23 protein-coding genes and 1 pseudogene are annotated in these 25,759 nt (G+C 71.4%); 13 read left to right on the forward strand and 11 right to left on the reverse strand.

Features of this window, described 5'->3' with window-relative positions; genetic code table 11:
- Positions 1-4: 4 nt before the first annotated feature.
- Complete coding sequence (locus ACX27O_RS14740) at positions 5-727, reverse strand: ABC transporter ATP-binding protein (protein WP_030336090.1); 723 nt, start codon at positions 725-727, stop codon at positions 5-7.
- Positions 724-1,656, reverse strand: a complete 933-nt coding sequence (locus ACX27O_RS14745) for an ABC transporter ATP-binding protein (protein WP_030336088.1) — start codon at positions 1,654-1,656, stop codon at positions 724-726. The genes ACX27O_RS14740 and ACX27O_RS14745 overlap by 4 nt, the downstream gene beginning before the upstream one ends.
- Before the next feature lie 319 nt (positions 1,657-1,975).
- Here ACX27O_RS14745 and ACX27O_RS14750 point away from each other — a divergent pair, with 319 nt between their 5' ends.
- The 3 genes from ACX27O_RS14750 (at position 1,976) to ACX27O_RS14760 (ending at position 4,039) form a co-directional block, all read left to right on the forward strand.
- Positions 1,976-2,494: an RNA polymerase sigma factor gene (locus ACX27O_RS14750; protein ID WP_030336086.1), complete on the forward strand. Its 519-nt coding sequence runs from the start codon at positions 1,976-1,978 to the stop codon at positions 2,492-2,494.
- Entirely contained in the window at positions 2,491-2,955 is a 465-nt protein-coding gene (locus ACX27O_RS14755; RefSeq protein WP_210861050.1) for a hypothetical protein, read from the forward strand. The genes ACX27O_RS14750 and ACX27O_RS14755 overlap by 4 nt, the downstream gene beginning before the upstream one ends.
- A gap of 91 nt (positions 2,956-3,046) precedes the next feature.
- On the forward strand, positions 3,047-4,039 hold the full coding sequence (locus ACX27O_RS14760) for an NAD-dependent epimerase/dehydratase family protein (RefSeq protein WP_210861049.1): 993 nt from the start codon (positions 3,047-3,049) through the stop codon (positions 4,037-4,039).
- 15 nt (positions 4,040-4,054) lie between these two features.
- On the opposite strand, the gene ACX27O_RS14765 is transcribed toward ACX27O_RS14760, so the two are convergent.
- A complete protein-coding gene (locus tag ACX27O_RS14765; RefSeq protein WP_030336081.1) occupies positions 4,055-5,029 on the reverse strand; it encodes an Acg family FMN-binding oxidoreductase in 975 nt (324 codons plus the stop codon).
- A gap of 191 nt (positions 5,030-5,220) precedes the next feature.
- Between ACX27O_RS14765 and ACX27O_RS14770 the strand changes: the two genes are divergently transcribed.
- A complete protein-coding gene (locus ACX27O_RS14770; RefSeq protein ID WP_030336079.1) occupies positions 5,221-5,859 on the forward strand; it encodes a response regulator in 639 nt (212 codons plus the stop codon).
- A 15-nt stretch (positions 5,860-5,874) separates the two neighbouring features.
- On the opposite strand, the gene ACX27O_RS14775 is transcribed toward ACX27O_RS14770, so the two are convergent.
- The 4 genes from ACX27O_RS14775 to ACX27O_RS14790 all read right to left on the reverse strand — a co-directional run bounded on the left by ACX27O_RS14775 (position 5,875) and on the right by ACX27O_RS14790 (position 12,069).
- Positions 5,875-7,605 (reverse strand): sensor histidine kinase, encoded by a 1,731-nt coding sequence (locus ACX27O_RS14775; RefSeq protein ID WP_458939565.1) that lies wholly within the window; start codon positions 7,603-7,605, stop codon positions 5,875-5,877.
- Between the two features lie 41 nt (positions 7,606-7,646).
- Complete coding sequence (locus ACX27O_RS14780) at positions 7,647-8,630, reverse strand: Acg family FMN-binding oxidoreductase (protein WP_458939566.1); 984 nt, start codon at positions 8,628-8,630, stop codon at positions 7,647-7,649.
- Between the two features lie 140 nt (positions 8,631-8,770).
- Positions 8,771-9,628, reverse strand: a complete 858-nt coding sequence (locus ACX27O_RS14785; RefSeq protein ID WP_210857733.1) for a universal stress protein — start codon at positions 9,626-9,628, stop codon at positions 8,771-8,773.
- Between the two features lie 47 nt (positions 9,629-9,675).
- Entirely contained in the window at positions 9,676-12,069 is a 2,394-nt protein-coding gene (locus ACX27O_RS14790) for a phosphoketolase family protein (RefSeq protein ID WP_458939567.1), read from the reverse strand.
- A 640-nt stretch (positions 12,070-12,709) separates the two neighbouring features.
- Between ACX27O_RS14790 and ACX27O_RS14795 the strand changes: the two genes are divergently transcribed.
- Together ACX27O_RS14795 and ACX27O_RS14800 are read left to right on the forward strand one after the other, a co-directional pair.
- Positions 12,710-15,715 carry an SGNH/GDSL hydrolase family protein gene (locus ACX27O_RS14795; protein ID WP_458939568.1) on the forward strand — a complete coding sequence of 1,002 codons (3,006 nt, stop codon included), beginning with the start codon at positions 12,710-12,712 and terminating at the stop codon, positions 15,713-15,715.
- Positions 15,716-15,917: 202 nt separating this feature from the next.
- Positions 15,918-16,147, forward strand: a pseudogene (locus tag ACX27O_RS14800) (IS1380 family transposase); the annotation flags it as partial.
- A 147-nt stretch (positions 16,148-16,294) separates the two neighbouring features.
- Here the strand turns inward: ACX27O_RS14800 and ACX27O_RS14805 are convergent.
- Positions 16,295-17,155, reverse strand: a complete 861-nt coding sequence (locus tag ACX27O_RS14805; protein WP_458939569.1) for a universal stress protein — start codon at positions 17,153-17,155, stop codon at positions 16,295-16,297.
- A gap of 148 nt (positions 17,156-17,303) precedes the next feature.
- Between ACX27O_RS14805 and ACX27O_RS14810 the strand changes: the two genes are divergently transcribed.
- From ACX27O_RS14810 to ACX27O_RS14840, 7 genes are all read left to right on the forward strand, one after another.
- Positions 17,304-17,540, forward strand: coding sequence for an HTH domain-containing protein (locus tag ACX27O_RS14810; RefSeq protein WP_030336062.1), 237 nt, complete (start codon positions 17,304-17,306; stop codon positions 17,538-17,540).
- Positions 17,540-18,118 (forward strand): Clp protease N-terminal domain-containing protein, encoded by a 579-nt coding sequence (locus tag ACX27O_RS14815; protein WP_030336060.1) that lies wholly within the window; start codon positions 17,540-17,542, stop codon positions 18,116-18,118. The genes ACX27O_RS14810 and ACX27O_RS14815 overlap by 1 nt, the downstream gene beginning before the upstream one ends.
- Before the next feature lie 93 nt (positions 18,119-18,211).
- Positions 18,212-19,216 (forward strand): diacylglycerol/lipid kinase family protein, encoded by a 1,005-nt coding sequence (locus ACX27O_RS14820; RefSeq protein ID WP_458939570.1) that lies wholly within the window; start codon positions 18,212-18,214, stop codon positions 19,214-19,216.
- On the forward strand, positions 19,209-20,210 hold the full coding sequence (locus tag ACX27O_RS14825) for a YihY/virulence factor BrkB family protein (protein ID WP_030336058.1): 1,002 nt from the start codon (positions 19,209-19,211) through the stop codon (positions 20,208-20,210). Before ACX27O_RS14820 ends, ACX27O_RS14825 begins: the two co-directional genes overlap by 8 nt.
- Before the next feature lie 70 nt (positions 20,211-20,280).
- Complete coding sequence (locus ACX27O_RS14830; protein WP_458939571.1) at positions 20,281-21,771, forward strand: phosphatase PAP2 family protein; 1,491 nt, start codon at positions 20,281-20,283, stop codon at positions 21,769-21,771.
- 11 nt (positions 21,772-21,782) lie between these two features.
- Positions 21,783-22,592, forward strand: coding sequence for an endonuclease/exonuclease/phosphatase family protein (locus ACX27O_RS14835; RefSeq protein ID WP_030336054.1), 810 nt, complete (start codon positions 21,783-21,785; stop codon positions 22,590-22,592).
- 65 nt (positions 22,593-22,657) lie between these two features.
- Positions 22,658-23,683 (forward strand): hypothetical protein, encoded by a 1,026-nt coding sequence (locus tag ACX27O_RS14840; RefSeq protein ID WP_210866986.1) that lies wholly within the window; start codon positions 22,658-22,660, stop codon positions 23,681-23,683.
- Positions 23,684-23,694: 11 nt separating this feature from the next.
- On the opposite strand, the gene ACX27O_RS14845 is transcribed toward ACX27O_RS14840, so the two are convergent.
- The 3 genes from ACX27O_RS14845 to ACX27O_RS14855 are packed head-to-tail and all read right to left on the reverse strand — an operon-like array spanning position 23,695 to position 25,654.
- Positions 23,695-23,823, reverse strand: coding sequence for a hypothetical protein (locus tag ACX27O_RS14845; protein WP_256443305.1), 129 nt, complete (start codon positions 23,821-23,823; stop codon positions 23,695-23,697).
- On the reverse strand, positions 23,820-24,695 hold the full coding sequence (locus ACX27O_RS14850; RefSeq protein WP_307857947.1) for an alpha/beta fold hydrolase: 876 nt from the start codon (positions 24,693-24,695) through the stop codon (positions 23,820-23,822). The genes ACX27O_RS14845 and ACX27O_RS14850 overlap by 4 nt, the downstream gene beginning before the upstream one ends.
- Entirely contained in the window at positions 24,692-25,654 is a 963-nt protein-coding gene (locus ACX27O_RS14855) for a TIGR03557 family F420-dependent LLM class oxidoreductase (protein WP_030336047.1), read from the reverse strand. Before ACX27O_RS14855 ends, ACX27O_RS14850 begins: the two co-directional genes overlap by 4 nt.
- Positions 25,655-25,759 lie beyond the last annotated feature (105 nt).

The raw sequence follows: 25,759 nt of genomic DNA on the forward strand, positions 1-25,759 counted from the left end.
CGCGTCACCTGGCGTCCGGCACGGGCTCGTACGGCTGGCCGGCCGCCTGTTCGTCGAGGTGCCCGTCGTGGATGCGGATCACCCGGTCGGCCAGGGCCATCATCACCGCGTCGTGCGTGGACACCAGGACGGTGACGCCTTCGGATTCCACGATCCCGCGCAGCAGGGCCATCACCGACAGGCCCGTCTCGGCGTCCAGTTGCCCGGTGGGCTCGTCGGCGAGCAGCAGCCGGGGCGAGGCGGCCAGCGCGCGGGCGATCGCCACCCGCTGCTGTTGGCCGCCGGACAGCTCGGCCGGCCGCTGCCGGGCGTGGTCGGCCAGGCCGACCAGCTCCAGCAGCAACCCGACTCGCCGCTCGCGCTCGGCCGGGGCGACGCGGGCCAGCCGCAGCGGGGCGGCGACGTTCTCCGCCGCCGACAGCACCGGGATCAACCCGAAGCTCTGGAAGACGTACGACACCGTCTCGCGCCGCAGCCGGGACAGACCGTCCTCGTCGAGCGCGGCGACGTCGGTGCCGTTGACGTGCACGGTGCCGGCGTCCGGGCGGTCCAGGCCCCCGATGACGTTGAGCAGTGTGGTCTTGCCCGAACCGGACCGGCCGACGAGCGCCACCATGGCACCGGCCGCCACGTCGAACGACACGCCGCGCAGGGCGTGCACGACGGTCGGCCCGGTGCGGAAGCTCCGGTGTACGTCGCGCACGCGCAGCAGCGGCTCGGCACTCATGCGCGGGTCTCCGAATCGGGGCGGATCGTGATGTGGTCGGGTTCCAGGGCCAGCCGGACCCGTCGGGTCAGCGCCAGCGCCTGGCGGAAGTCGCGGGGCACCTGGACCCGCCCGGCCCGGTCCATCACCGCGTACTCCTCGGCGATCATGTGGGTGTCGCCCGCCGCGTCGGTGGTGGTGCGGCGCAGCACCTCGCTGCTGGTGCGCCCGTCCCGGATCGCGACCGTTCGTTCGACCTGGCCGCTGACCGCCGGGTCGTGGGTCACCACGACGACGGTGACGCCGTAGCGCCGGTTGACGTCGCGCAGCACGCCGAAGACCTCCGCGGACGTGGCCGCGTCCAGCTCGCCGGTCGGCTCGTCGGCGAGCAGGACGCGCGGCTGGTTGGCCAGCGCCACCGCGATCGCGACCCGCATCTGCTGCCCTCCGGAGAGTTGGCCCGGGCGGCGATCGGCGCAGTCGGCGACACCGAGGCTGTCCAGCAGTTCGGCCGCGCGCTCCCGACGTTCCTCCTTCGCGGTGCGGGCCGCCGTCATCGGCAGGTCCACCATCTCGCGTGCGGTCAGGTAGGGGATCAGGTTGCTCGCCGTCTGCTGCCGTACGAACCCGACGGTGCGCCGCCGGTAGTCCACCCGGTCCGCGCGGGACATCGCCAGCAGGTTCCACCGGTCGACCCGGACCCGCCCGGCGGTGGGCGCGTCGATGCCGGCGAGGATGGAGAGCAGCGTCGACTTGCCCGACCCGGAGGCACCGACCACGGCGACCAGCTCACCGCTCTCCACGGCCAGGTCCAGACCCTGCAGTGCCTGCACCTCGATCGAACCGGTCTGGTAGATCCGCACCAGGTTCTCGCAGACGATGAGCGCGTTCCCGCCGAACTCGGGGGCCCGCGCGGACGGCTGCGGCAGGGACAGCGGCGTGCCTGACATTCCCCTCCATCCGGGTTGTGCCGACGTCGAACCGGCCTCGGGTAGCGGTCAGGCCCACCGGTCCGGCACGTGATGTCACCTGGGCGGCACGCGTGGTCACCAATTGCGTCAAGGGCCTCGATTGCCCGTGCTGACGCAGATTGAAGCAGTTTCGCAATCGGCGGCTCCGTTGACCATGCCCCTGCGTGGCTTTCCTGCATCCTGGACCAGCTCTGCGACCACTGCCGCACCCCGCCACCCGCCGACGCCGGTCCCCGCTGTGGCGCGCGTCGTGAACCTGCCGGACGCCCGCACCGACTGAACAGGCGAAGGAGGATCGATGAGCGATGAGTTGCTGGTGGTCCGCTGCCAGTTGGGCGAACGGGAGGCGTTCGCCCAACTGGTGCAGGGCTGGCATCCGGCGGTCGAACGGTACGTCGGGCGGATGCTCGGTGGGTCCGACGACGATGTGGTGCAGGAGATCTGGTTGGCGGTCCTCAGGGGGCTGCCGAGGCTGCGGCAGCCGGACCGGTTCACGCCGTGGCTCTTCACCATCGCCCGCCGGGCGGTGATGAACCGGCTGCGGGACGCGTACGCCCGCCCGGAACCCGAACCGATCGACGACCTGCCGGGCGACGACGAGGCCGAGGGGGTCGTCAACCGGGAGACCCTCGCCGGCGCGCTGGCGGAGCTACCCGCCCGGGAACGGGAGGTGCTTCTGCTGTTCTACCTGGAGGATCTGCCGCTGGACGCCTGCGCGCAGATCTGCGCCGTCCCCGTCGGCACCGTCAAGTCGCGGCTCAACCGGGCCCGCACGTTGTTACGCCGTGAGCTGGTGCGGAAGGGGTACGAAGCATGACTCCGGAAGAGGTACTGGCGCGACTGGACGCGCCGTTGTCGTTGCGCAGGCGGGTCGGATACCTGGCCGTGGGCTTCACCGGTCTCACCGGGAGCGGCCTGATCGGTCTGCTCTGGGCGACCGAGCCCGAGCTACCGACACGCACCAGCGTGGCCTTCGCCGCGCTGGTGGCGATCGGCCTGTGTTGGGCGGCGTTCGGCGGCTGGGCCGTGACCCGACGGACCCCCCTGTTCGCCCGGGACCGGGTGGTCGCCGGTTGGCTCGGCGTCGGCGCCTGGCTGGCCTTCAGCGTCGGTGCGCTGGTCATCAGCGTGGTGCGGCACGAGTTCGAGCCGGTGCTGCTGGGGATGGTGCTGGTGCTCGGCGTCCTGGCGGGCGCGCACCTGCGGGCGGCCCGCCGGGCGAGGGCGGCGCTGCTACGCCGCCGCACCGCGCTGGCCGCGCCCGGCGAGGGCGGGTGAGTGACCGCGCCCCGCTGGTTCTGCCACGGGCAGATCCGCTGCTGGTGAACAGGGGTGTGCCGCGCCGCCCCGGGTCGGCACTGTGGAGCGCATGAGATTGCTGGTGCTGGGCGGTACGGGCTTTGTGGGCGGGGCGACTGTCACCGAGGCGGTGCGCCGCGGCTGGTCGGTGACGGTGTTCAACCGGGGGTTGCACGGCGTGGTGCCGCCCGGCGTACACCGGTTGCGGGGTGACCGCACCGCGCCCGACGGCCTGGCGGCCCTGGCCGGCGGCGAGTGGGACGTGGCGGTGGACACCTGGGACGGTGCCCCGCGGGCTGCCGGCGCCGCCGCCCGCGCCCTGCTCGCCTCGGTCGGCCACTACGTGTACGTGTCCAGCGGGTCCGTCTACACCGACCACGCCGCCACCGGGTTGCATGAGGACTCCCCGGTGGTGGACGCCGACCCGGACGCCGTCGACGGCGACTACCCGCAGCTCAAGGCCGGCGCCGAGGGTGCCGTGCGGGGGGTGTTCGGCACGCGTGCGCTGATCGCCCGGGCCGGTCTGATCCTGGGCCCGGGGGAGGACATCGGCCGGCTGCCCTGGTGGCTGCGGCGCATCGAGCGTGGCGGGGACGTGCTCGCCCCCGGGCCGGCCGACCTGCCGGTGCAGTACGTCGACGTTCGCGACCTGGCGGGGTGGATGCTGGACGCGGGGGCCCGAGGGGTGGGCGGCACTGTCAACGCGGTCGGCCGGCCGACGCAGACCACGATGGGGGAGCTGCTCGACGCGTGCGTGGCCGCCACCGGTGCCGCCGCCCGGCTGCGCTGGACCGAACCGACGACCATCCTCGCCGCCGGCGTGGAGCCGTGGAGCGACCTGCCGATCTGGATGCCGCGCGGCCACCCGTACCGGGGGTTGCTGGAGCAGGACGTGACCCGCGCGCTGGCCGCCGGGCTGACCTGCCGGCCGGTGACCGAGACCGTCGAGGACACCTGGCGTTGGCTGCGTGAGGTCGGCGCGGTTCCGCCGCGCGCCGGGCGACCGCAGCGCGGCCCGGTCGGGCTGGACCCGGCCCGGGAGGCCGCCGTCCTCGCCGGCTGAGCGTGCCCCGGCGGGTCAGGCGGGCACCACCGGCAGCTCCAGCACCTCGTCGACCTCACGTCGGGGGGTCGGTCGGCCCGGTTGGCCGTACCCGATCCGCAGCACCATCTGGGGGGTGCCGAAGCGGCCCAGCGACAGCCGCAGTTGCTCCCGCGCCGACGGCACCTCGATCGGCTGGGAGAGCATCGACACGCTGAGCCCGGCGTCCGTGGCGGTGAGCAGCAGCCGTTGCAGGGCCTGCCCGGCGATCACCTGGTCCACCGCGGTGTTGCCCGCCGAGCCCAGCACCCCCACCAGAGGTTCCGGTTCGAAGTCCCGGCCGGGGGCACGGTCGCGCCCACCGTAGCCGCGGGCCGGCAGGACATCCTGCGGCTCGCCCTGCGGGCCACCGGCCGAGCTGGGTACGCCGTCCGGGGCGAACTCGCGACGCAGCCACCGTTCACGCTCGGCCCGGTACGCGGGGTCGCGTTCCAGCACCCGGTGCGCGCCGCGCGCGATCTCGCCGAACGCGGAGACCGCGCTCACCCCGATCAGTAGTTCCAACCAGCACTGTTCGGCGCGGGCCGCCTCGCCGAGGCGCCACCGGGCGTCGGCGGGCACCGGGTCGGGCCAGAACGGCAGTCGGTTGCTGAACCGGCGGGGGATGGCCGCGTACAGGCTCTGCTCGGCGGGGGTGGGCCGGCGCGGGACGTCCGGCACCAGCCGGGCCAGCAGGTCCGGTTGGGCCGGGTCGGGGCGCAGCCGCACCCGGGCCGGGGTGCCGGCGACGGCCAGGGCGATCCGCAGGTTGAACAGCGCCGCGCCGCAGGCGACCCGGACGCCCCACCCGCTCGGGTCGGTCGCCGGCAGCCGGCGGCCCGGGTCGGCCAGCACCTCGATGCCGCCGTCGCGCAGCCGTAGCCGCCACGGTTGGGTGTTGTGCAACGACGGTGCCCGGACCGCGTCCACGGCGGCGGTCCGCAGCTGGGTCGCGGTGTAGCCGATCTCCATGGCGGTGCTCCTCTCCCGGTGCGGCCGGCGGCGGGTGGTGCCGGGTGGCCGTACCTTCACGGTCCACTCTTCGGCGGTCGCCGAGCAGGGCCGGACGTCCCGACCGGTCGGGACCGAGCGCCCGCTCGCGGCCCACTGGTCGGGACCTTCGGCCCGTGCGCCGGGCCCCGGGCAGCGGGTAGAAACGACTGATGATCCGTGTGTTCCTCCTCGACGACCATGAGGTCGTCCGTCGTGGCCTGGCCGACCTGCTGCAGAGCAGCGGTGACATCGAGGTGGTGGGCGAGTCCGGCTCGGCGCAGGAGGCGGCCCGTCGCATCCCGGCGTTGCGACCCGACGTGGCGATCCTCGACGCGCGACTGCCCGACGGCAACGGCATCGACGTGTGCCGGGACGTCCGGGCCGTCGACTCGTCCATCAAGGGCCTGATCCTCACCTCGTACGAGGACGACGAGGCGCTGTTCGCGGCGATCATGGCTGGTGCCGCCGGGTATGTGCTCAAGCAGATCCGGGGCACCGACCTGGTCGACGCGGTCCGCCGGGTCGCCGCCGGGCAGTCGCTGCTCGACCCGGCGATCACCACCCGGGTGTTGGAACGCATCCGCAACGGCGTTGAGCAGCCGCGCGAGCTGAAGTCGCTCACCGAGCAGGAGCGGCGGATCCTGGAGTACGTGGCGGAGGGGCTGACCAACCGGGAGATCGCCGGTCGGATGTTCCTCGCGGAGAAGACCGTGAAGAACTACGTCTCCAGCGTGCTGGCCAAGTTGGGTCTGGAGCGCCGCACCCAGGCCGCCGTTCTGGCCACCCGCCTCCTCGGCAAGACACCCTGACCGGGGTCGCGGAGGTCAGTCGCGCAGCGGCACGGTCCAGCGCAGCTCGGTGCCGTGCGGTTCGACGCCGAGGATCGTGAAGGTGCCGGCGAGACGGCTGGCACGTTCGCGCAGGTTGACCAGACCACCCCGGGCGGCGGCCGGGTCACAGCCCACCCCGTTGTCGCTGACCGTCACAGTGACGTGACCGGCGTCGACGCGTACGGCCACGTCGACGCGGGTGCACTGGGCGTGGCGGACGACGTTGGACAGCGCCTCGCGCAGCACCGCGGTCAGGTCCGGACGGATGGCGTCGGGCACGGCGCTGTCCACTGGCCCGGCCAGCTCCAGATGCGGCTTGAAACCCAGGGACTCGGCGGCCGCCTCGATCGCCGTCCGGATCTCGGTGCGCAGCTCCGAGGTCATCGGCGTACGCAGCTCGAAGATGGTCCGGCGGATGTCCCGGATGGTGGCGTCGAGATCGTCGACGGCGGCGTTGATCCGCTTGGCCACCTCCGGGCGGCCCATCGGTGCGGCGCTCTGCAGTTGCAGGCCGGTGGCGAAGAGCCGTTGGATCACGACGTCGTGCAGGTCACGGGCGATGCGCTCCCGGTCCTCCAGGACCACCAGCAGTTCCCGCTCCTCCTGGCCCCGGGCCCGTTCCATGGCCAGCGCCGCCTGCCCCGCGAAGCTGCCCAGCAGCGCCACGTCCTCCTCGCTGGCACCCCCGCCGCGCTCCGGCCGGTGCGCCACGATCAGCACGCCGTGCAGGGTTTCGGCGGTGGCGAGCGGTGAGATCATCGCCGGGCCGGTGTGCAGCAGCGCCGGCCACGGCGCGGCGTGCGCCAGATCGTCGACCTGGTCGTGCCGGCCCTCGGCGACGGCCGCGCCGAAACTGGTGTCGGCGGCGGGCAGCACCGCGCCGACCAGCGGATGGGCCTGCGCGTCGGCGCCGTCGACAACCTCCACCGAGAAGTGCTCGGTGTCGCTGTCGTAGAGCAGCACCAACGCCAGCTCGGCCTCGGCGACCTCGCGGGCCCGGCGGGCGACCAGCGCCAACGCGTCGGTACGGCGTACCTCGCCGAGCAGCACCGTGGTGATCTCGGCGGTGGCGGCGAGCCAGCGTTGCCGCCGGTGCGCCACGGCGTACAGGCGGGCGTTCTCGATGGCCACGCCGGCGGCGGCGGCGAGCGCGACGACGATCTCCTCGTCGTCCTCGGTGAACTGCGCGCCGCCCTGCTTCTCCGCCAGGTAGAGGTTGCCGAAGACCTGGTCGCGGATGAGGACCGGCACCCCCAGGAAGCTGTGCATGGGCGGGTGGTTGGCCGGGAAGCCGTAGGAGCGGGGGTGCTGGGTGATGTCGGGCATCCGCAGCGGGCGGGGGTCGTCGATGAGCAGACCGAGCACGCCCCGCCCGTGCGGCAGGTCACCGATCCGCTCATGCTGCTCGGGGGTGATGCCGTGGACGATGAAGTCGTGCAGCAGCCGGTCCGGGCCGACCACGCCGAGCGCGCCGTACCGGGCGCCGACCAGCTCGCAGGCCGCCTGCACGATGCGTTGCAGGGTGGTACGCAGATCCAGGTTGGTGCCGATGCCGACCACCGCGTCCAGCAGGGCCCGCAGCCGCTCCCGGCTGGTCACCACCTCACCGACGCGGACCAGCATCTCCTGCAGCAGCTCGTCGAGACGGACCCGCGACAGCGGGCTCAGCCCGAGCGACGGTGTCGTGGACGGTTCCTGCCGGGGCGAGGGGGTGCTGCTGGTCATCGGGGGATGGTAGCGCTGGCGTCGCCCGTCGTCAGGGGCCGTCAGCGCACGGCCGAGGTGTCGACCACCTGGGCGGTGGTCAACCGTGGCGTGTGCGGCGGGCCGGACCGGGTCGGATCGGCGATGCCCAACCGCAGCACCAGGTACGGGAAGCCGATGCCGGAGAGCAGCTGACGCAGGGTCTGCCGGGTGCCCGGCACCTCCACCACCGCGCTGAGCGGCACCACCGACACGCCGAGCCGGGTGGCGGTCAACCAACCGGCGGAGAGCGCCTCGCCGGCGCGCAGCCAGCTGTCCCGTTCGTCCTCGTCGCCGTGCAGCATCGCGTACACCGCCATCTGGTCGTGCCCGGGACCCACCGGCAGGCTGCCGGGCCGACCGAAGTCACGCCCCGGGACGGTGGTCTGCGCGGGCTGCTCGGGCAGCACCTCCGCCGGCAGACCGGTGCCCGAGCCGGCCCGGCTGGTCCAGTACGCCAGCTCGGTACGCATCTCCGTGTCCTCGGCCTCGACAGTGTCGGCGTGCCCGGCGGTGGCGGCCAGCTCCAGCACCTGGTCGCGGTCGAGGATCTGCAACCGGCAGCCTTCCGCGCTGACCGCCCGGGTGATCTCCTGGATCGCCGTGGGCGGCACCGGCTCGTCGCTGACCGGCCGGCGATCGGTGTGCCGCACCTGCATGCACTGCACCATGCGCATGGCGTCCGGGTCGGCCGTGGTGTGGCTGAGGTCGGTCAGCCGGGCCAGCAGCTCGGTGTCGGCCGGGTCGGGCAGCCGTTCCACCACGGCGCGCCACCCCTCGGCGGCCAGCGCCAGTCGGGCGTGGTGCAGGGCGGTGCCGCAGCTGATGGCGAGCAGTCGCCCGTCGGGGTCGCTGGCGGCGAGCTGCCGGTCGGCGACGGAGCGCAGCTCCAACGCGTCGGGCAGCACCCGCCAGCGCCACGGCTGGGTGTTGTGCACCGAGGGGGCGTGGCCGGCGGTGGCGGCGGCCTCCGCCAGCGCGGTGGTCAGCTGGCTTTCCTGACTCATGGTCACGACCTTTCCGTCTCTGCTCATCGTGCCGCACGGCGCGCCGCCGCGCCGGGGTTGCCGCCTCATCCTGCGACACCCGGTGGTGTCTCCGCAGGGCCACAGGTCCCGTCCCCGCCGGGTCGTTACGCCCGCGGTGCTCAGCGTTCGCGGACCACCGCGACGGGGCAGCGGGCGTGTTGGATGAGCTGCTGGCTGACCGAGCCGAGCAGCATGCCGGCCAGCCCGCCCCGGCCCCGGCTACCGACCACCACCAGCAGTGCGTCCCGACTCGCCTCGATCAGCATCGCCGCCGGGCTGGTCGACACCAGGTCGACGGTCATCGGCAGCTCGGGGTAGGTCCGTCGCCACGGCTCCAGCGCCTCGTCCACGGCGGCCCGCTCGTCGGGCACCCCGGCCGCTCCGCCGGGGCCCGGTGTCCAGGCGTGCAGGACGCGCAACGGCACCTGCCGCTGCACCGCCCGCTCAGCCGCGAAGCCGAGCGCCACCAGCGAGGGTTCCGAGCCGTCCACGCCGACCGCCACCGGGCGGCTCGACGTGTCGGTGGCGGCGCTGCCGACCCCGTCGCGGACCACCACGACCGGGCAGTGGGCGTGCGCGGCGACGGACACCGCCGTCGACCCGACCAGCAGGCCGCCGAATCCGCCGTGGCCCCGGCTGCCGAGCACCAGCAGCCCGGCCTCGGCCGAGCGCTCCTGGAGCACCAAGGTGGGCGGCCCGTCGTACACCTCACCGGTGATCTTCAGCCCGGGGTTGGCCGCGGCGGCGTCCGCCGCGGCCTTGCGGACCAGCTCGTCGACCTGCCGGCGGGCGGTGTCGTCGGGCCACACGCCGGGCGCCACCCCCGGGCCGACCCAACTGGCCACCGTCAGCCATTCGAAGACGTACGCCAGCCGCACCGGCTGGCCGCTGTGCCGCGCCTCCTGCACGGCCCAGTTCAGGGCCAGCGAGGCGTCGGTGGAGCCGTCGTAGCCAACCAGGATCTCCGCGTCGCGCACGTCGTCCTCCTTCAGGGGGTGGTCGGGTCGGTTTCGCGGATCCAGCTTCAGGGGGTGGTCGGGTCGGTTTCGCGGATCCAGCGCCACTCGGCGACCTCGGGGTCGTCCTCGCCGTACCGGCGGGTGTAGTCGCGGGCCGCCTGCCGGGCGTCGACCATCCGTTGACGCAGGTGCGCGGCGCTGGCGGCCAGCCCGGGCACCCGGTCGATGACGTCGATGACCAGGTGGAAGCGGTCCAGGTCGTTGAGCATCACCATGTCGAACGGGGTGGTGGTGGTGCCCTCCTCCTTGTAACCGCGCACGTGCAGGTTCTCGTGGTTGATCCGCCGGTAGGTGAGGCGGTGGATCAGCCACGGGTAGCCGTGGTACGCGAAGATGATGGGCCGGTCCTCGGTGAAGATGGTGTCGAACTCTCTGTCGGTCAGACCGTGCGGATGCTCGGTGTCCGGCTGGAGCCGCATCAGGTCGACCACGTTGACCAGGCGCACCTTCAACTCCGGGAGGTGCTGGCGCAGCAGCTCGACGGCGGCCAGCGTCTCCAGGGTGGGCACGTCTCCGCAGCAGGCGAGCACCACGTCCGGTTCGGTGCCGCCGTCGTTGCTGGCCCACTCCCAGATGCCCAGGCCACGCCGCGTGTGCTGGATCGCCTCCGTCATCGTCAGCCAGTTCGGCGCGGCCTGCTTACCGGCCACCACCACGTTGATGTAGTGCCGGCTGCGCAGGCAGTGGTCCATCGTGGCGAGCAGCGTGTTCGCGTCCGGCGGGAGGTAGACCCGCACCACCTCGGCCTTCTTGTTGACGACGTGGTCGATGAAGCCCGGATCCTGGTGGGAGAAGCCGTTGTGGTCCTGCCGCCAGACGTGGCTGGACAGCAGGTAGTTCAGCGAGGCGATCGGCTGACGCCAGGGGATGGCCCGGGTCACCTTCAGCCACTTGGCGTGCTGGTTGAGCATCGAGTCGACGATGTGGATGAACGCCTCGTAGCTGGTGAACACGCCGTGCCGGCCGGTCAGCAGGTAACCCTCCAGCCAGCCCTGGCACAGGTGCTCGGAGAGCACCTCCATGACCCGCCCGTCGGGGGAGAGGTGCTCGTCGCCGGGCACCGTCGCGGCCACCCACGCCCGGTCGGTCACCTCGAAGGCGGCACCCAGCCGATTGGAGGCGACCTCGTCCGGGCCGAACAGTCGGAACGTCTCCGGGTTGGCGCTGATCACGTCGCGGATCCACGGACCGAGCACACCGGTCGCGCCGGCCATCGGCGTGCCCGGCTCGGGGACCTCCACGCCGTAGTCGCGGAAGTCCGGCAGGGTCAGGTCCCGCAGCACCACGCCGCCGTTGGTGACCGGGTTGGCGCTCATCCGCCGGTCACCGCGCGGCGGCAGCGTCCGCAGCTCGTCCACCGGCGCGCCGGTGGCGTCGAACAGCTCCTCCGGTCGGTAGCTGCGCAGCCACTGCTCCAGCTCGGCCAGGTGCGCCGGGTTGTCGCGTACGCCCGACAGCGGCACCTGGTGGGCACGGTAGGTGCCCTCCACCTGGATGCCGTCGACCTCGGCGGGACCGGTCCAGCCCTTCGGCGTCCGCAGGATGATCATCGGCCAGCGGGGGCGTTCGACGACGCCGCCGGAGCGGGCCCGCCGCTGGATCTCGGCGATCTCGTCCAGTGCCCGGTCCATCGTCGCGGCGAGCGTGCCATGCACCTGCGCCGGGTCGTCGCCGGCCACCACGTACGGCTGGTAGCCCGATCCGCGCATCAGGTCGAGCAGGTCGGCCTCGGGGATCCGGGACAGCACGGTCGGGTTGGCGATCTTGTAGCCGTTGAGGTGCAGGATGGGCAGCACCGCCCCGTCGCGCGCCGGGTTGAGGAACACGTTGGAGAGCCAACTGCCGGCCAGTGGCCCGGTCTCCGCCTCACCGTCGCCAATGACGCAGGCCACCACGAGGTCCGGGTGGTCGAACGCGGCGCCGTAGGCGTGGCTCAGCGCGTACCCCAGCTCACCGCCCTCGTGGATCGAGCCCGGCACGTCCGCCGCCACATGGCTGGGGATGCCGCCGGGGAAGGAGAACTGGCGGAACAGCTTGGACATCCCGGCCTCGTCGCGCGCCACGTCGTGGTAGCGCTCCGACCAGGTGCCCTCCAGCCAGGTGTTGGCCACGATGGCCGGGCCGCCGTGGCCGGGGCCGGTGACCAGCATGGCGTTCAGGTCGCGGGCAACGATCACCCGGTTGAGGTGGGCGTAGATCAGGTTGAGGCCGGGGCTGGTGCCCCAGTGGCCGAGCAGTCGCGGCTTGATGTCGTCGACTGTCAACGGCTCCCGCAGCAGCGGGTTGTCCAGCAGGTAGATCTGCCCGACGGTGAGGTAGTTCGCGGCGCGCCAGTAGGCGTCCAGCCGACGCAGTTCGTCTTCGGTCAGAGGGCTGTGCAGGTCAACAGCGGAGTCCATGCTGCGTAAGCCTCTCGCGAAATCGGGGACGTCGCATCCGGTGTCCCGGGTTTTCCCGGCCACGTCCAGCTTCGTCGCCGCCGAGAGGATGGGGCAGGGCCGTTGGTCCCCGCTGGTGCGGACGTGTGTCCCGCCTGGCGCGGTGGAGGCGGTCCGCGAACGGCCCCACCTCCCCGCGCCGCCACCTCTTCCCTGACCGAGGGTAGTCGCGTCGGTGCGTCGACGGGGTCGGATCGGCGCTGCGTGAAGGCCGTCGGGGACGTGGTCCGCTCTGGCCGGACCCGTCGGTGGGCCCACCTCGGCTTGCGCTGCGTGGGGTGGCTGGGCCGGGGAGACCAATGACTGTAATCGATTCGAGACTTGTAGATCTATGAATTTTACACAAAGATCATCGATGTAAAGAACTGACGACCGACAACTGACGACGGACCATCGACGGTGTACGTCGAGGCGAGCGTCGGATCCCCTACTTGTCCCAGGTCAGGCAGCGGGTGGGCCTGGAAGTCCGGCGCCATGATCTGTCGGAGTCGACTTCCCGATTCCACCCTGCGCGCCATGATCGGACAGAGAGAAGTCCTCCATGTCTCATTCCCATAGTCGATCATGGCTGCACAAAAATAGGCGGCACGGCACCCGTCTCATGGCGTTCTTCCTTGCGTTGGTGCTGGTTGTGGCCGGCTCCACCAACGTTGGCGTGACCAAGGCCGCCGCCGTGCCCGAGGCGAACGCAGCGGCGCTGACGCCCGGAGCGCTGCCGTCGGCCTGCCTTGATGCTGACCCGAAGGCGCAGGCCCCGGCGATCGTGTGGGCGGAGCCGAAATTCGTGATGGGCAACATGTTCCTGGGTCTCGCGTCGGTGATTTCCTACATAATCACCTCGGAGAACGAGAAGGCGGACAAGGTCAAGGAGGCCGTTCGGCGGGTGGCGTACTGCTTCCCCGGCTACAACGTTGTGATCGCCCAGCCCCACAACGGCAGCACGCAACACATGACGGAGGCGTACTTCGTCACCACGATCGAATTGAGTGACACGAAGTATCGGGTGTACGTCTTCAAATCCGGCACCTTCTATCAGGCCGGTGACCTCGGCTACAAGAACTGGGGCTACGAGGGATACTGGACCAAGAGCGACGATGGACGGACCGTGACCTTCACGACGCCGCCGCTTCCCGAGCGGCGCTCGGGATGGTCTTCTGGTCCGCAGTGTGAGGTGACGACCCGCGACCGGGTGGATCGCAACATGTACTACAGTCTTTACAACGGGTTGAGCAACGACGCACAGGTCGGACACGTACGGGCACTGCTCAACGATGTGCGTACCTGCTTCCCGGACTACAACGTCATGGTGATGCACGACGAGCAATCCCACGAATGGTTGTCCCCGCCGACGTCGCAGGTGTTCGCGAGTGCGTTCAGCATGCAGGACTACGACGCGAAAGACTCGACCGAGGTTGGACGGCCATCCGGGGTAGCGAGTCGAGGCCGCTACGACGTTCACGTGTTCAAGACAGGCACGTTCCACAACATGGGCGACGGCGGCTGGAACAACTGGGCGTTCTACGGAAACTTCACCCGCAGCTCGGACGGCATGACGGTGGCGTTCACCGATCCGGCGACGGCCGACCTCACCTTCGACCCCATGGCCGGATTCGCCGATTCCAACTTCGATTCCGATACTCCGCAGCACACGTCGACCGCGAACGGACCGTACCCGGGATGCGGCTACACCGGGTCGGTGCCCGGCGACCGCGAGGAGCTCGTCCGGTCGCTGACCACCGAGTACCAGAAGTGCTTCCCTGACACGAACATCCTCGTCGTCAAGTCGGTCGACCAGTTCTCCTTTGGTTATCTCTCGAACTTGAAACACCTCGCGAACGTGAATGGCATGACCGTCTTCGCGCTCGACGTCGGCGTGGTGAGGAACAACGGCGACGGCGGCTGGATCAACTGGGGATTCAACGGCAACTACGAACGCGACGGTGACTCCACCGTCTACTTCACCCACCTCGACGGTCCTGATCCGACGGGCAGCGTCAGGGTGATGGTGGTGGGTGATTCGATGAGTCAGGGTGACGAGGGCGACTGGACCTGGCGTTACCGACTGTCGGAGTGGTTCAGGGAACAGGGCGTGGACGCCGAGTTCGTTGGCCCCTATAAGGGCACCGTGCCGGCCCGGGCACCCGGACGTAAACCGCCAACTCTGCAAGGGCAATTACCCGAGCCTGAGACTGAATCGACGCGTATCGGCGGCGAGTACGACAAGCGGGCGGAAACCTTCGACGACGACGAACACTTCGCGATGTGGGGCCAGCAGGCAGCGGTTGCCAAGAGCCTGATCCAGTACCAGGTGCAGCAGCAGAAGCCTGACCTGATCCTGCTCGGCCTGGGCTTCAACGATCTGGGCTGGTCGGTCACCAACCCCAAGGACACCGTGGACAGCATGAAAGTGTTGGTCGACAGAGCCCGCGACGCCAATCCCAACATCAAGCTCGCGATAGCCAACGTCCCGCAACGCACCCTGCTGGGCGGCAACGAACAACTACCCGACAAAACCAATGACTACAACTCTCGGCTGGCCCAGGCGATCCCGACCTGGAACACCAACCAGTCACCAGTGAAGCTAGTCAAGTGGCGCGAAAACTACGACTGCGAACCCACCAGCTGCCCCGCCGGCTACGACGGACTGCACCCCAACGCCACCGGCGAATACCAAATCGCCCGAGCATTCACCGAAACCCTGCACAACGACTTCGGATACGGCACCAAACCCCTCGACATCCCCACCACCATCCCGAAACGACCCACGCCCATACCCGACGGAATCACCGCCGGCGAAGGCCCTCAAGGCGTCACCGTCAACTGGCCCAAGGTCTTCGGCGCCCACGGATACACCGTCCGCTCCCGACTGGTCGGCACCACCACCTGGAACGAATCCCGCGTACAAGCCAACCGCCACGAAACCCTCTCCCCCAAAGACCTGACCTGGGAATACCAGGTCCGCACCGACAACGGCGACACCGACGACCAAAAATCCGACTGGTCACTCCCCCCCACAAGGGCGACAGCCAACCCGACGGCACCCCCCGGACCCACCGGAATCATCACCCAACCCACCGCCACCGGCTTCACCATCACCTGGGGCGTACCCACCAACCCCGACGCCATCGAACGCTACGAAGTCATCTACTGGGACCAGGACACCCCCAACGCCATCCTCTCCAGCACCGGCATCAAAGGCTTCTCCGCCCGCATCGACGGCCTCAAGCCCAACCACCGCTACATCATCGCCGTAGCCAGCTGGAACACCACCGGCTCCGGCCTCCCCAACAACGCACGCCCCATCAGAGTCGGCACCACAACCCCCACCGCACCCACCGGCCTACAGATCAACCCCCTCGACGCCAACACCGTCCAACTCACCTGGACCAAAAACGACACAGCCGCCGGCTACCGCGTCTGGACCCGCGACCTCACCAACGGCAGCCCCCTGACCCCAAGCGAACAAACATTCACCGAACCCACCCACGGCATCGCCTACCTAACCTCAGGCTTCTGGAACTACGAATACTGCGTCACCTCCATCAACGGCACCCTCGAATCAGCCCGAACCACCTGCGTGACCCCCACACGACCAGCCGGCAGTTGACCGTCACACCTTGACCACAACCAAAAGCTGGGCCCCGGAACCGTCACCACGGCTCCGGGGCCCAGCCGGTTGAACGTCCCAGCCTCGGCCCTTCGTTAAGGGCTGTCCGGTGGGTGGGCCGGGAACGCGAAAGTGCCTTCTGATCTGGAACGATGGGACTTGTCGAGGGTCCTGATCGTCTGTCACGGAAGGCACTTTCAGAGTGCAGAGTGCCGGTACGCGTCCGAGGGTTGCAGTCTCTGGTGGCGGGCGCGGTTTGGTCGGTCATGCCGGCCCCGCCTGCTGGCCGACATCGCTGAAGTCACCGGGTTGAGCAGCGGTTTCGCTGACGCGCTGGCCGGGTTGCGGCAACGCCGGCCGGTGCATGAACCGGGTCGGGTCGTGGTGGATGTGGCGGTGATGCTCGCCGACGGCGGCGAAGCTCTGGGTGACGAGTTGGAACTCGGAGGGCGGAGGCGTGGCAGCCCCCGGCCGTCCCGTCGTCATCGACGGTGCGCCACAGCCGTGGGACGACGAAGGCTTCGCCCCAGGTCAGCCACCGTTGAGGCGCGGAGCCCTCGCGGCCGGCGACGCCCCGGGTCAGGGTTGATTGCGCCGCGCCAGGCGAGTGGTGGGCCCGGTCAGCGGCTTCTTCGCCAGGCCGCGGACGACGACCACCGGGGCGGGGGAGTGGTAGAGCAGGGACTGGGCGACCGCGCCCAGCATGGCCCGGCCCGGTTCGTCGCCGCGGGCGGCGACCAGTGCCACCTGCGCGTGGCGGGAGGTGTCGATCAGCACCTCGGCGGGGTCGCCGCGTACCACGCGACACTCGGTCGGCACGGTGTTGTCGCGGCCGGTGTGCCGGGCCAGTGCCTCGGTGAGCTGCTCGGCGACAGCGTCGGTGTCCTCGTCGTACTCCACCACCCGCAGGGCCAGCAGTCGGGCGTCGCGGCGGGCCGCGCACTCCACGGCCCACTGCAGGGCGAGGTGCGAGCTGGGCGAGCCGTCCACCCCCACCAGCACCGGGCCCTGCGGTGGCGGCTCACGCCGGACCACCAACAGGGGGCAGCCGGCCCGGGCGGCCAACTGCACGGCGGTCGTCTCGGCCGGAACGCACTGACCGCTGCCCGCCATGCCGCTGTCGCCGACGGCCAGCAGGAAGGCAGCCTCCGAGCGGCGGATGAGGGTGGGCAGCATGGCACTCTCGACGATCTCCCCGCGTACGGTCAGCCCCGGCTCGGTCTGGTGGGCGAGCTGGGCGGCGCGGGCGATCAGCTTTTCGGCCTGGTCGCGGGGTGCGGCGACGGTGTCCGCGTCGAACGCCGCGCGCCAGTCGAAGGTGTTCAGCAGGTGCAGTGGCCGGCCGTGGTCGGAGGCCTCCTGCGCGGCCTGTTCGACGACCGGAAGGTCGAGTTCCGACCCGAGGCCGACCAGCACCGCTGCGTCGGCGGGTGCGGCCATCCGATATCACCTCCCGGGCGTCGCGCCCGGCACGACCAAGCTGTCCCCTGACCGAGGGTAGTCGGACGATCGCCCTGGCGGATCGGCTTCGGCCACCTCTCGTCAACCAGAGTTGACACGGCGAGTGCTGTCAACGTATGTTGACAGCATGAGTCAGGCGACAGAACTCGCGGCGGCAGCCGGCAGCACCGACCCCCGGGTCGGGCTGCGTGCCGTCCGCGCGCTACGCCGGCTGCTCGAGCGGCTCGAGGTGGTCCAGGTGGACAACGCCCGACGACAGGGCTGGTCCTGGCAGGAGATCGCCGACACGCTCGAGGTCAGCCGACAGGCAGTGCACAAGAAGCACGCCGGGCGACCGGCGGTCAACTCATCCTGGGAGGCGTGATGTTCGAACGGTTCACCGACCGGGCGCGCGACGTGGTGCGGCGGGCTCTGGAGGAGGCACGGGCCGAGGGTCAACGGCCGGTCGGCACCGAGCACCTGCTGCTCGCCCTGCTTGCCGACGACGCGGGCCTGGCCAGCAGGGTGCTCGCCGACGCCGGGGTGCGCGCCGACGACCTGCGCGAACGCATCCGCCGGCACACAGTGAGCGGCGGCGCCGGTCTGGGCGACGCGGACGCGGCGGCCCTGCGGGAGATCGGCATCGACCTGGCCGCGATCGTGGCCCGCATCGAGCAGTCGTTCGGCCCGGACGCACTACGGGAGGCGGTGCCGGCGCCGCGCCGCCGCTGGGGGCGAAAGCGCTACCTCGGCGGCCCGTTCTCGCCCCGCTCGAAGAAGGCGCTGGAGCTGTCCCTGCGGGAGGCCCTGCGCCTGCGCCACCGCCACATCGGCACCGAGCACATCCTGCTCGGGGTGCTGCGGGAGGGCGGCGGGCTGGGCGCGTTGGTGCTCACCGAGTCCGGGGTCGACCTCGACGATCTGCGCCGGCGGGTGGAGGTCGCGCTGCGGGCGGCGGCCTGACGGGTGGAACCGTCTTGAAACCTGTCTGTGGCACTTCCGACGCCAGCCGTTCGCCGGGTCGCTGAAGCCGTCCGGGTGCTGCACACTGACGCCGTGGATGCTGGACAGGACAGGCGACCCTCAGGCGGCGACGGCGGGCTGCGCTCCGCCGTGGTGGTCAACCCGGTGAAGGTCGACGATCTCGACGAGCTGCGACGCACCGTCGACGACGCCCTGGCCGCGGCCGGTTGGCCCGCGCCGCAGTGGTACGAGACGACAGTCGACGACCCGGGTCGCGGTCAGACCGAGCAGGCCGTCAAGGCCGGCGTCGACCTCGTCTTCGCCTGCGGCGGTGACGGCACCGTGATGTCCTGTGTCAGCGCGCTCGTCGGCACCGACGTGGCCCTCGCCGTGCTGCCGCAGGGCACCGGCAACCTGCTCGCCGCCAACCTGGGGCTCTCCACCGACCTGGCCGCCGGGTTGGAGGTCGCTGTCGAACGCGGCCGACGGCTGCTCGACGTCGGCGCGGTCGAGGATCAGTACTTCACAGTGATGGCCGGCATGGGCTTCGACGCCCAGATGCTCGACGCCACCTCCGAGACCACCAAGGCCCGCATCGGCTGGCCGGCGTACGTGATGGGTGCCGCCCGTCACCTGCGGGACCGGCCGATGCGGGTGCAGATCCGCATCGACGACCGCCCGCCGCTGCGCCGCCGGGCCCGCTCGGTCCTGATCGCCAACGTCGGCCGCCTGCAGGGCGGGGTTCGCCTGCTCACCGAGGCCGAGCCGGACGACGGCTGGCTCGACGTCGCCGTGCTCACCCCGCGCAGCCTGCGGCACTGGCTCGCGCTCGGTTGGGCGGTGGTCCGTCGCAGCGGCCGGGTGCCACAGATGGAGGTGTTCCGGGGCCGGCGTGTGGTGGTCACCAGCAACCGGGCACAGCCCCGGGAGCTGGACGGCGACCTCATCACACCGGGCCGGCAACTGCACGCCGAGGTTCGCCCGCAGGCGCTCTGGCTCTGCGTCCCCCAGCCCGAGGACGCCCCCGACCTGGCCGTCGACGCGCAGGGCGCCGGAGAGCGGGGCGAGCAGCTGATCGAGGAAGCGCGTCGTGAGTAGCACCCGCATCGTGCCGGAGACCCGGCTGATGGCCGACGAGGAGCTGTCCGCCGACGACGCCTGGCACACGCTGCGTCGCGAGGGCGGCTGGCACCTGCTGCGGGACGCCTTCATCCGCTTCCGTTACGGCGACGGGTTCAGCCACTCCCGGGCCTTCGCGCTGCAGCTGTGCCTCGCCGTGGTGCCCTTCCTGATCGCCCTCACCGGCCTGATCAGCGAGCTGGGTGTCCAGGAGGGCGGCCAGGTTGTCGCCGACACCGTCCTGGCGGTCACCCCCGGCCAGAGCGCGCAGATGGTCGGCGAGCTGCTCGGCGAGGGCGAAAGGGTGGAGGACGCCGGGGAGCTGGCACTCACCCTCGGTCTGCTCACCGGCCTGTTCGCGCTGACCACCACGATGGCCCAGATCGAGCGGGGCGCCAACCGCATCTACGGGGTCGAACGGGACCGCCCGGCGCTGCGGAAATATGTCCGCGCCGCCGTGCTGGCCGTCACCGCCGGTCTGCCCGCGCTCGCCGGCTTCCTGATCCTGGTCGGCGGCGGCGCGATTGGCGACTCGGTACGGGAGCACTACGAGTGGGGTGAGGTCGCCAACGGCATCTGGAACGTGGTCCGCTTCCCGCTGAGCCTCGCGTTGACCGTCCTCGCCGTTGCCGTGCTGTTCCGGCAGGCGCCACGCCGCAACCAGCCCGGCCTCTCCTGGCTGTTCTTCGGCGCCGGGATCGCCACGGCCCTGTGGTGGCTGGCCAGCCTGCTGCTCGCCGCGTACGTGCGGTTCAGTGACGATTTCGGGCAGACCTACGGTGCGTTGACCGGCATGATGGCGCTGCTGCTCTGGGCGAACCTGACCGGGATGGCCCTCTTCGGTGGGCTGGCCTTCGCCGCCCAACTGGAGGCGCTGCGCATCGGTGTGCGGGAGCCCGCCCAACCGGACCTGTGGGAGCCCGACCCGGACCGCGCCGAGCTGTACGACACCGGGGACATGTCGGCCCTCTAGCGGCACCGGCGTGTACAACGGACGCGGATCGGGTAAAGCGCCTCGCCAGAGCCGACAAGGGAGGTGCGGGGTGACCGCGGTCAAAGAGGTGGCGCGCCGTCCGATCGGTCATTTCGCCGAACGGAGCATTGCCGGCCTGGTGGCCGTCACCGGTGCGGGCGTGGCCTTCGGGCTGCTGTTGTTGCTCGTCCGGGTGCGGTGGAGCCCACTGCAGGACGCCGACCACGCGCTCGCCGAGTGGTTCAACGGGCTCGTCGCCCCGCACCACGCGCTGGTCACCGTGCTCCAGGCGGTGACCGACCTGGGCGGCCGGCCGATCCTCATCTGGCTGGTCACCATCGCCGTGGTCGGGCTGCTGATCCGGCGGCAACCCCGGCTCGCCGTCTACCTGATCATCACGGGGGTCGGTGGCCTGATCCTCGACCCGTCGCTGAAGACGCTCGTCGGCCGGCTCCGTCCGGTGGTGGACGTGCCGATCGCCAGCGCGCCCGGCAACAGCTTCCCGAGCGGGCACGCGCTCGGCTCGTTCGTCGCGTACGGAGCGCTGCTGCTGGTGTTCCTGCCCGCGATGGCGCCCCGCTGGCGCAAGCCGGCCATCGTCGGCGTCGGTGTGCTGGTGGTGCTGGTCGGCCTGACCCGGATCGCGCTGGGCGTGCACTTCGTCTCCGACGTGCTGGGCGCCTGGCTGCTCGGGGCCGCCTGGCTGGGCGTCACCGCGTACGCCTTCCGGCTGTGGCGGCGCGAGCGCGGCCGGCCGGTGCCGCCGTTGACCGAGGGCCTGGAGCCGGAGGCGGGGCACGACATCGCCCCCGCCCCCGCCGAGGAACACGTGTTGGCCCATCCCCGCTCCGCGGTGGCCGAGCTGCTGGTCGGCTGGGTGATCGTGTTCGGGGCGCTGTACGCCTTCGGCACGTACGTCAGCTACCACGCCAAGGGCACCTTCTTCGACACCCTGGACACCGAGGTGCCGCAGTGGTTCGCCGAGCGGCACACCGAGGTGCTGACCGACGTCAGCTGGTGGTGGAGCAAGTTCGGTGACACCCATGCCATCCTGCTGATCTCGCTGGTGTTCTGCCCGCTGGTGCTGGCGGTGTGGCGGCGCTGGCGCCCGGTGCTCTTCGTGGCGCTGGCGATGGTGGGTGAGCTGACCCTCTTCCTGGCGTCGGCGCACGTCGTCGACCGGCCGCGTCCGCCGGTGGAGAACCTGGACGGGCAGATGCCCACCTCGTCGTTCCCGTCCGGGCACATCGCGGCCACGATCTGCATCTGGCTGGCGATCACCCTCATCGTCTTCCCGCGTACCGACCGGTGGTGGCGGTGGCTCTTCGTGGCGCTGGCCGTGATCATGCCGGTCGGGGTGGCCACCTCCCGGATGTACCGGGGGATGCACCACCCGACCGACTTCATGGGCGCGATCCTGCTCTCCGCGCTCTGGATCGGGTTGCTCTACCTGGTGGTCCGCCCCAACGAGGACCTGAAGGAAGGCAACCAGCCGGCCATCGAGTCGGAGGACGTGGACACTCTCGACGACGAGCTGGCGCGGGCCGGCCGAGCCGACTAGGTGTCGCCGTCGTGCTGCGGGTGATGACCTGGAACATCCGCACCGGCGGTCGGGATCGCGGCGGCCCCGACCGGCTGGATCAGGTGGTCCAGGTCATCAACGAGCAGGCACCGGACGTGCTGGCCCTGCAGGAGCTGCGCGGCTTCGACCGGGACGGGTTGCTGGCCACCGTGGCGGGCCGGGTGGGGATGACGCCCCACCTGGCCCGGTCCTGCTTCGGGCAGCCGGTGGCGGTGCTGGTCCGGCCGCCGTACCGGGTCGTCGACGCCGGGTCGGTGCGCCGCCCGTTCCACCACGCCGCCGCCCGCGTCGTGGTGGCCACGTCCGCCGGCCCGTTCACCGTGCTCGGCACCCACCTCTACCCGTACTCGGGGGGTCGACGGCGGATGGAGGTCGACTGGTTGGTCGCGGCGATGCGCCGCAACGAGGGGCCGCTGGCGCTGGTCACCGGTGACCTCAACGCGCTCGATCCGACGGTCGACCACACCGCCCGGTTGGCCGGCATGCCCACGCTCTACCGGCGGCGGCACCTGCGTCGCTCCGGCGGTGCGGTGGACACCCGCGCGATCGCCCGGCTGCTCGCCGCCGGCCTCGTCGACCTCTGGCCGGCGGGCAACGTCGACGCACCGGAGGCCGACGGCCTCACCGTGCCCACCCGGCTGGGCGGGGCCGAGTTCGCCGGGATGCGGCTGGACTACCTGCTCGGCAGCACCGCTGTGGCGCAACGGCTGCACGACTGTCGGGTGGTCCGCGACGATGCGACGGCCACCGCCTCCGACCACTATCCGCTGCTCGCCACAGTGGAGCTGTCCGCCGGCTGACCGGCCGTCCGCCGCCTCGCGCGGCCCGCCCCCACGGTGTGGCGCGGGCCGATTACCGTGCCACCGTGACCGACCGCCACCCCCTGCGCCCGCCGCTGCCCGGTCCGTCGGTCGAGCACCGGGCCGCGCCGACGATGGCGCATCCGGCCGGCGACCCGCTGGTCTCGGCAACGGCGCAGCCGGCCGCCGTCGCGCTTCCGCTCGTCGCGGCCGTCGCGCGCGGTGTGGCGCTGGTCGTGGTGCTGCCCGTACGCCTGCTCTGGGAGCTGATCGCGGCTGCCGGCCGGCTGCTGCACCGGCTGTTCTGGCCCCCGCTGGCCTGGTGTGCCCGGCACCTGGTGTGGCTGCCGCTGGTCTGGGTGGGCCGTGGTCTGGCGTGGGTGGCCCGCACTGTGGTGTGGCTGCCGCTGGCCTGGTGTGCCCGGCACCTGGTGTGGCTGCCGCTGGTGTGGGTAGGGCGTGCGCTGGCGTGGGTGGCCCGCACTCTGGTGTGGTTGCCGCTGGTCTGGCTGGCGTCCGCACTCGCGTGGGTGGCCCGCACGGTGATCTGGCTCCCGTTGGTCTGGTTGGCCCGTCGAGGGTTGCGTCCGCCACTGGTCGCGCTGGGGCGTGGTCTGGCGTGGCTCGCCGAGCGCCTGGTCCTGCGGCCGCTGAGCTGGTTGGGCGCGGCACTCACCCCCGTCGGACGGCTGCTGCGGCGTGCCGTCGGCGCGCTCGACAGGGCGCTGAGTGCCGCGTTCGTCGGGCTCCTGCGCGGGCTCTGGTGGCTCGTCGCGGGGTCAGGTCGGCTGGTCGTCGCCGCGGTGCTCGGCGCGTGGCGGACGGCCGGCTGGCTGCTGCGACAGCTCTACCGGCTGGTGTTGCGCCCACTCGGGACAGGGTTGCGCTGGCTGTGGCGGCACACAGTGCGCCCGCTGCTGCGCGGCCTCCGGTGGGTCTGGTCGGTGACGGTCGTGCCGGTGGTGCGGGGCCTCAGGGCGGTGTGGCGAGCCACCGTCGCGCCGGTGGCCCGCTGGGTCCGCCATTCGGTGCTCGACCCGGCCCGGCTGGGCGCCCGGGAGGTGCTCACCGCCCTGGGCCTGCGCCGTTGAGGGGTGCGGCCTCAGAGCACCAGGTTCAGCAGGACGGTCAGCACCACCGATGCGACGATCGAGAAGAGGATCATCAGGAGGCAGCCGAGGCCACCGCCGAGCGGGCGGATCTCCGTGTTGCCGAAACGCATGATGGTCACCTGTCAGTGGATGTGGGTCGTGGGGCGAGCAGGTGGCGGATCGCGTCCGCGACCGCCGTCGGCGCGGTCGTGACCACGTTGTGCGCGGCACCGGGTACGACCACCACTGTCGCCGCCGGCACCAGTCGGGTGGCCTTGTTCCGCCACAGGTGTGGCACGACCGGGTCGCGGTCGCCGGTGACGACGACAGTCGGCACGCCGACCTGGACGAGGTCGGCCTCGATGGCGTTACGCACCGAGTGCGACAGCGTCGCAAGGACCCGCCAGGGCCGGGCGTTCCAGACGTCCCGCACCAGGATCGGGGCCTGCAGCGGCGCCTCGCGCGGGATGTCCACCAGCCAACGACCGAACTGGGCCCGTCGGGACCGGGCCGCCGGGTCACTCGTCGGACCGGCCAGCACCAGCGCGCGTACCGCGTCGGGGTGGGTAGCGGCGAGCGCGGCGGCGACCTCCGCGCCGAACGAGTGCCCCAGCAGGCAGACCGGCGGCAACTGGTACGCGGCCAGCCAGGCGGCGAGATGCTCGGCGTGCCGGCGGACGTCGTACGCGCCCCGGGGGTGCGCGGAGAGCCCGAAGCCGGGCAGGTCCGGCACGTACACCTGATGGGTGCTGGAGAGCGCGACGGCCAGCGGGGTGAGATACCGGTGCGAGACCGCCAGGCCGTGCACGAGCACCACGGGCGGTGCCCCGTTCACCGGGTCGGCGCTGCGGCGGGTGTGGGTGCGCAGCCCGTCGACGAGCCGCCACTCGCTGGTCAGTCCGCCAGCCGGCCGGGGCGCTGCCATGGCGAGCCGCAAGTCGGCCGGCCCGAACCGGCCGACGGAGGTGCGGTGGGGCGACCCGGTCGGCCGGTCGACGACGTCTCGGTTCACAGCTCGCGCAACCGGGGCAGCAGTTGCTCCTGCGCCCAGTCCAGGAACATCGGCTGGGTCTCCCCGCCGACCTGGATGATCGCCACGTGGGTGAAGCCGGCGTCGACGAACTTGGCGAACGCCTCGACGTGCGCGTCCACGTCCGGACCGCAGGAGATGCCCTCGGCGACGTCCTCCTCGCGCACGAACTGGGTGGCGGCGGCGAAGGAGTCCGGGTTGGGCAGGTCGGCGTTGACCTTCCAACCCATCCCGAACCAGCGGAACTGGTCGTGCACGATCTTGCGGCACTCGGCCTCGTCGGGGCCGTAGCAGATGGCCACCTGGCCGTAGCGGGGCTGGCCGGCGCCCCCGGCGTCGTCGTACATCTCGATGATGTGCCGGTCGGGTTCGGTGGAGATGATGCCGTTGCCGTACTCGGCGGCCAGTGTCGCGGACTGTCGACCGGACGCGGCGACGGCCATCGGCACCGGCCGTTCCGGGCGGTCCCAGACGTAGGCGTCGGGCACGTCGAAGTGGTTGCCGGAGAAGGTCAGCGTCTCCCCGTTGAGCAACGGACGGATGATCTGCAACGCCTCCTCGAACATCTCGTGCCGCTGCTGGACGTGCGGCCAGCCGCCCACCACGTGCTCGTTCAGGTTCTCCCCGGCACCCAGGCCGAGGGTGAACCGGCCGTCCGAGAGCGCCCCGACCGTGCTGGCCTTCTGCGCGACCACGGCCGGGTGGTAGCGACGGATCGGGCAGGTCACGAACGACATCAGCTGCGCGCGGGAGGTGGCGTGGGCGACCGCGCCGAGCACCGACCAGGCGTACGGGGAGTGGCCCTGGGAGTCCAGCCAGGGGTAGTAGTGGTCGGAGACCACCAGTTGGTCGAAACCGGCCGCTTCCGCCCGCACCGCGTGGTCCACCAGCTGCTTGGGCCCGGCCTGCTCGCTCATCAGGGTGTAGCCGACGCTGACCATCCTGGTATCCCCTCTCACCGACGGATCGTTCCCGGGATACCCCGGTGCGCGCCGGTCAACCCTCTCGTCCGGTTCGACTGACCCGGTCCTTGACGGATCGCAGTC

Source organism: Micromonospora sp. SD19 (assembly GCF_054462275.1).

Excerpts from the sequence above, each read along its gene's own strand:
- ACX27O_RS14740 (WP_030336090.1), bottom strand. The coding sequence starts at position 727 with ATGAGTGCCGAGCCGCTGCTGCGCGTGCGCGACGTACACCGGAGCTTC.
- ACX27O_RS14745 (WP_030336088.1), bottom strand. The coding sequence starts at position 1,656 with ATGTCAGGCACGCCGCTGTCCCTGCCGCAGCCGTCCGCGCGGGCCCCC.
- ACX27O_RS14750 (WP_030336086.1), top strand. The coding sequence starts at position 1,976 with ATGAGCGATGAGTTGCTGGTGGTCCGCTGCCAGTTGGGCGAACGGGAG.
- ACX27O_RS14755 (WP_210861050.1), top strand. The coding sequence starts at position 2,491 with ATGACTCCGGAAGAGGTACTGGCGCGACTGGACGCGCCGTTGTCGTTG.
- ACX27O_RS14760 (WP_210861049.1), top strand. The coding sequence starts at position 3,047 with ATGAGATTGCTGGTGCTGGGCGGTACGGGCTTTGTGGGCGGGGCGACT.
- ACX27O_RS14765 (WP_030336081.1), bottom strand. The coding sequence starts at position 5,029 with ATGGAGATCGGCTACACCGCGACCCAGCTGCGGACCGCCGCCGTGGAC.
- ACX27O_RS14770 (WP_030336079.1), top strand. The coding sequence starts at position 5,221 with ATGATCCGTGTGTTCCTCCTCGACGACCATGAGGTCGTCCGTCGTGGC.
- ACX27O_RS14775 (WP_458939565.1), bottom strand. The coding sequence starts at position 7,605 with ATGACCAGCAGCACCCCCTCGCCCCGGCAGGAACCGTCCACGACACCG.
- ACX27O_RS14780 (WP_458939566.1), bottom strand. The coding sequence starts at position 8,630 with ATGAGTCAGGAAAGCCAGCTGACCACCGCGCTGGCGGAGGCCGCCGCC.
- ACX27O_RS14790 (WP_458939567.1), bottom strand. The coding sequence starts at position 12,069 with ATGGACTCCGCTGTTGACCTGCACAGCCCTCTGACCGAAGACGAACTG.
- ACX27O_RS14795 (WP_458939568.1), top strand. The coding sequence starts at position 12,710 with ATGGCGTTCTTCCTTGCGTTGGTGCTGGTTGTGGCCGGCTCCACCAAC.
- ACX27O_RS14805 (WP_458939569.1), bottom strand. The coding sequence starts at position 17,155 with ATGGCCGCACCCGCCGACGCAGCGGTGCTGGTCGGCCTCGGGTCGGAA.
- ACX27O_RS14810 (WP_030336062.1), top strand. The coding sequence starts at position 17,304 with ATGAGTCAGGCGACAGAACTCGCGGCGGCAGCCGGCAGCACCGACCCC.
- ACX27O_RS14815 (WP_030336060.1), top strand. The coding sequence starts at position 17,540 with ATGTTCGAACGGTTCACCGACCGGGCGCGCGACGTGGTGCGGCGGGCT.
- ACX27O_RS14855 (WP_030336047.1), bottom strand. The coding sequence starts at position 25,654 with ATGGTCAGCGTCGGCTACACCCTGATGAGCGAGCAGGCCGGGCCCAAG.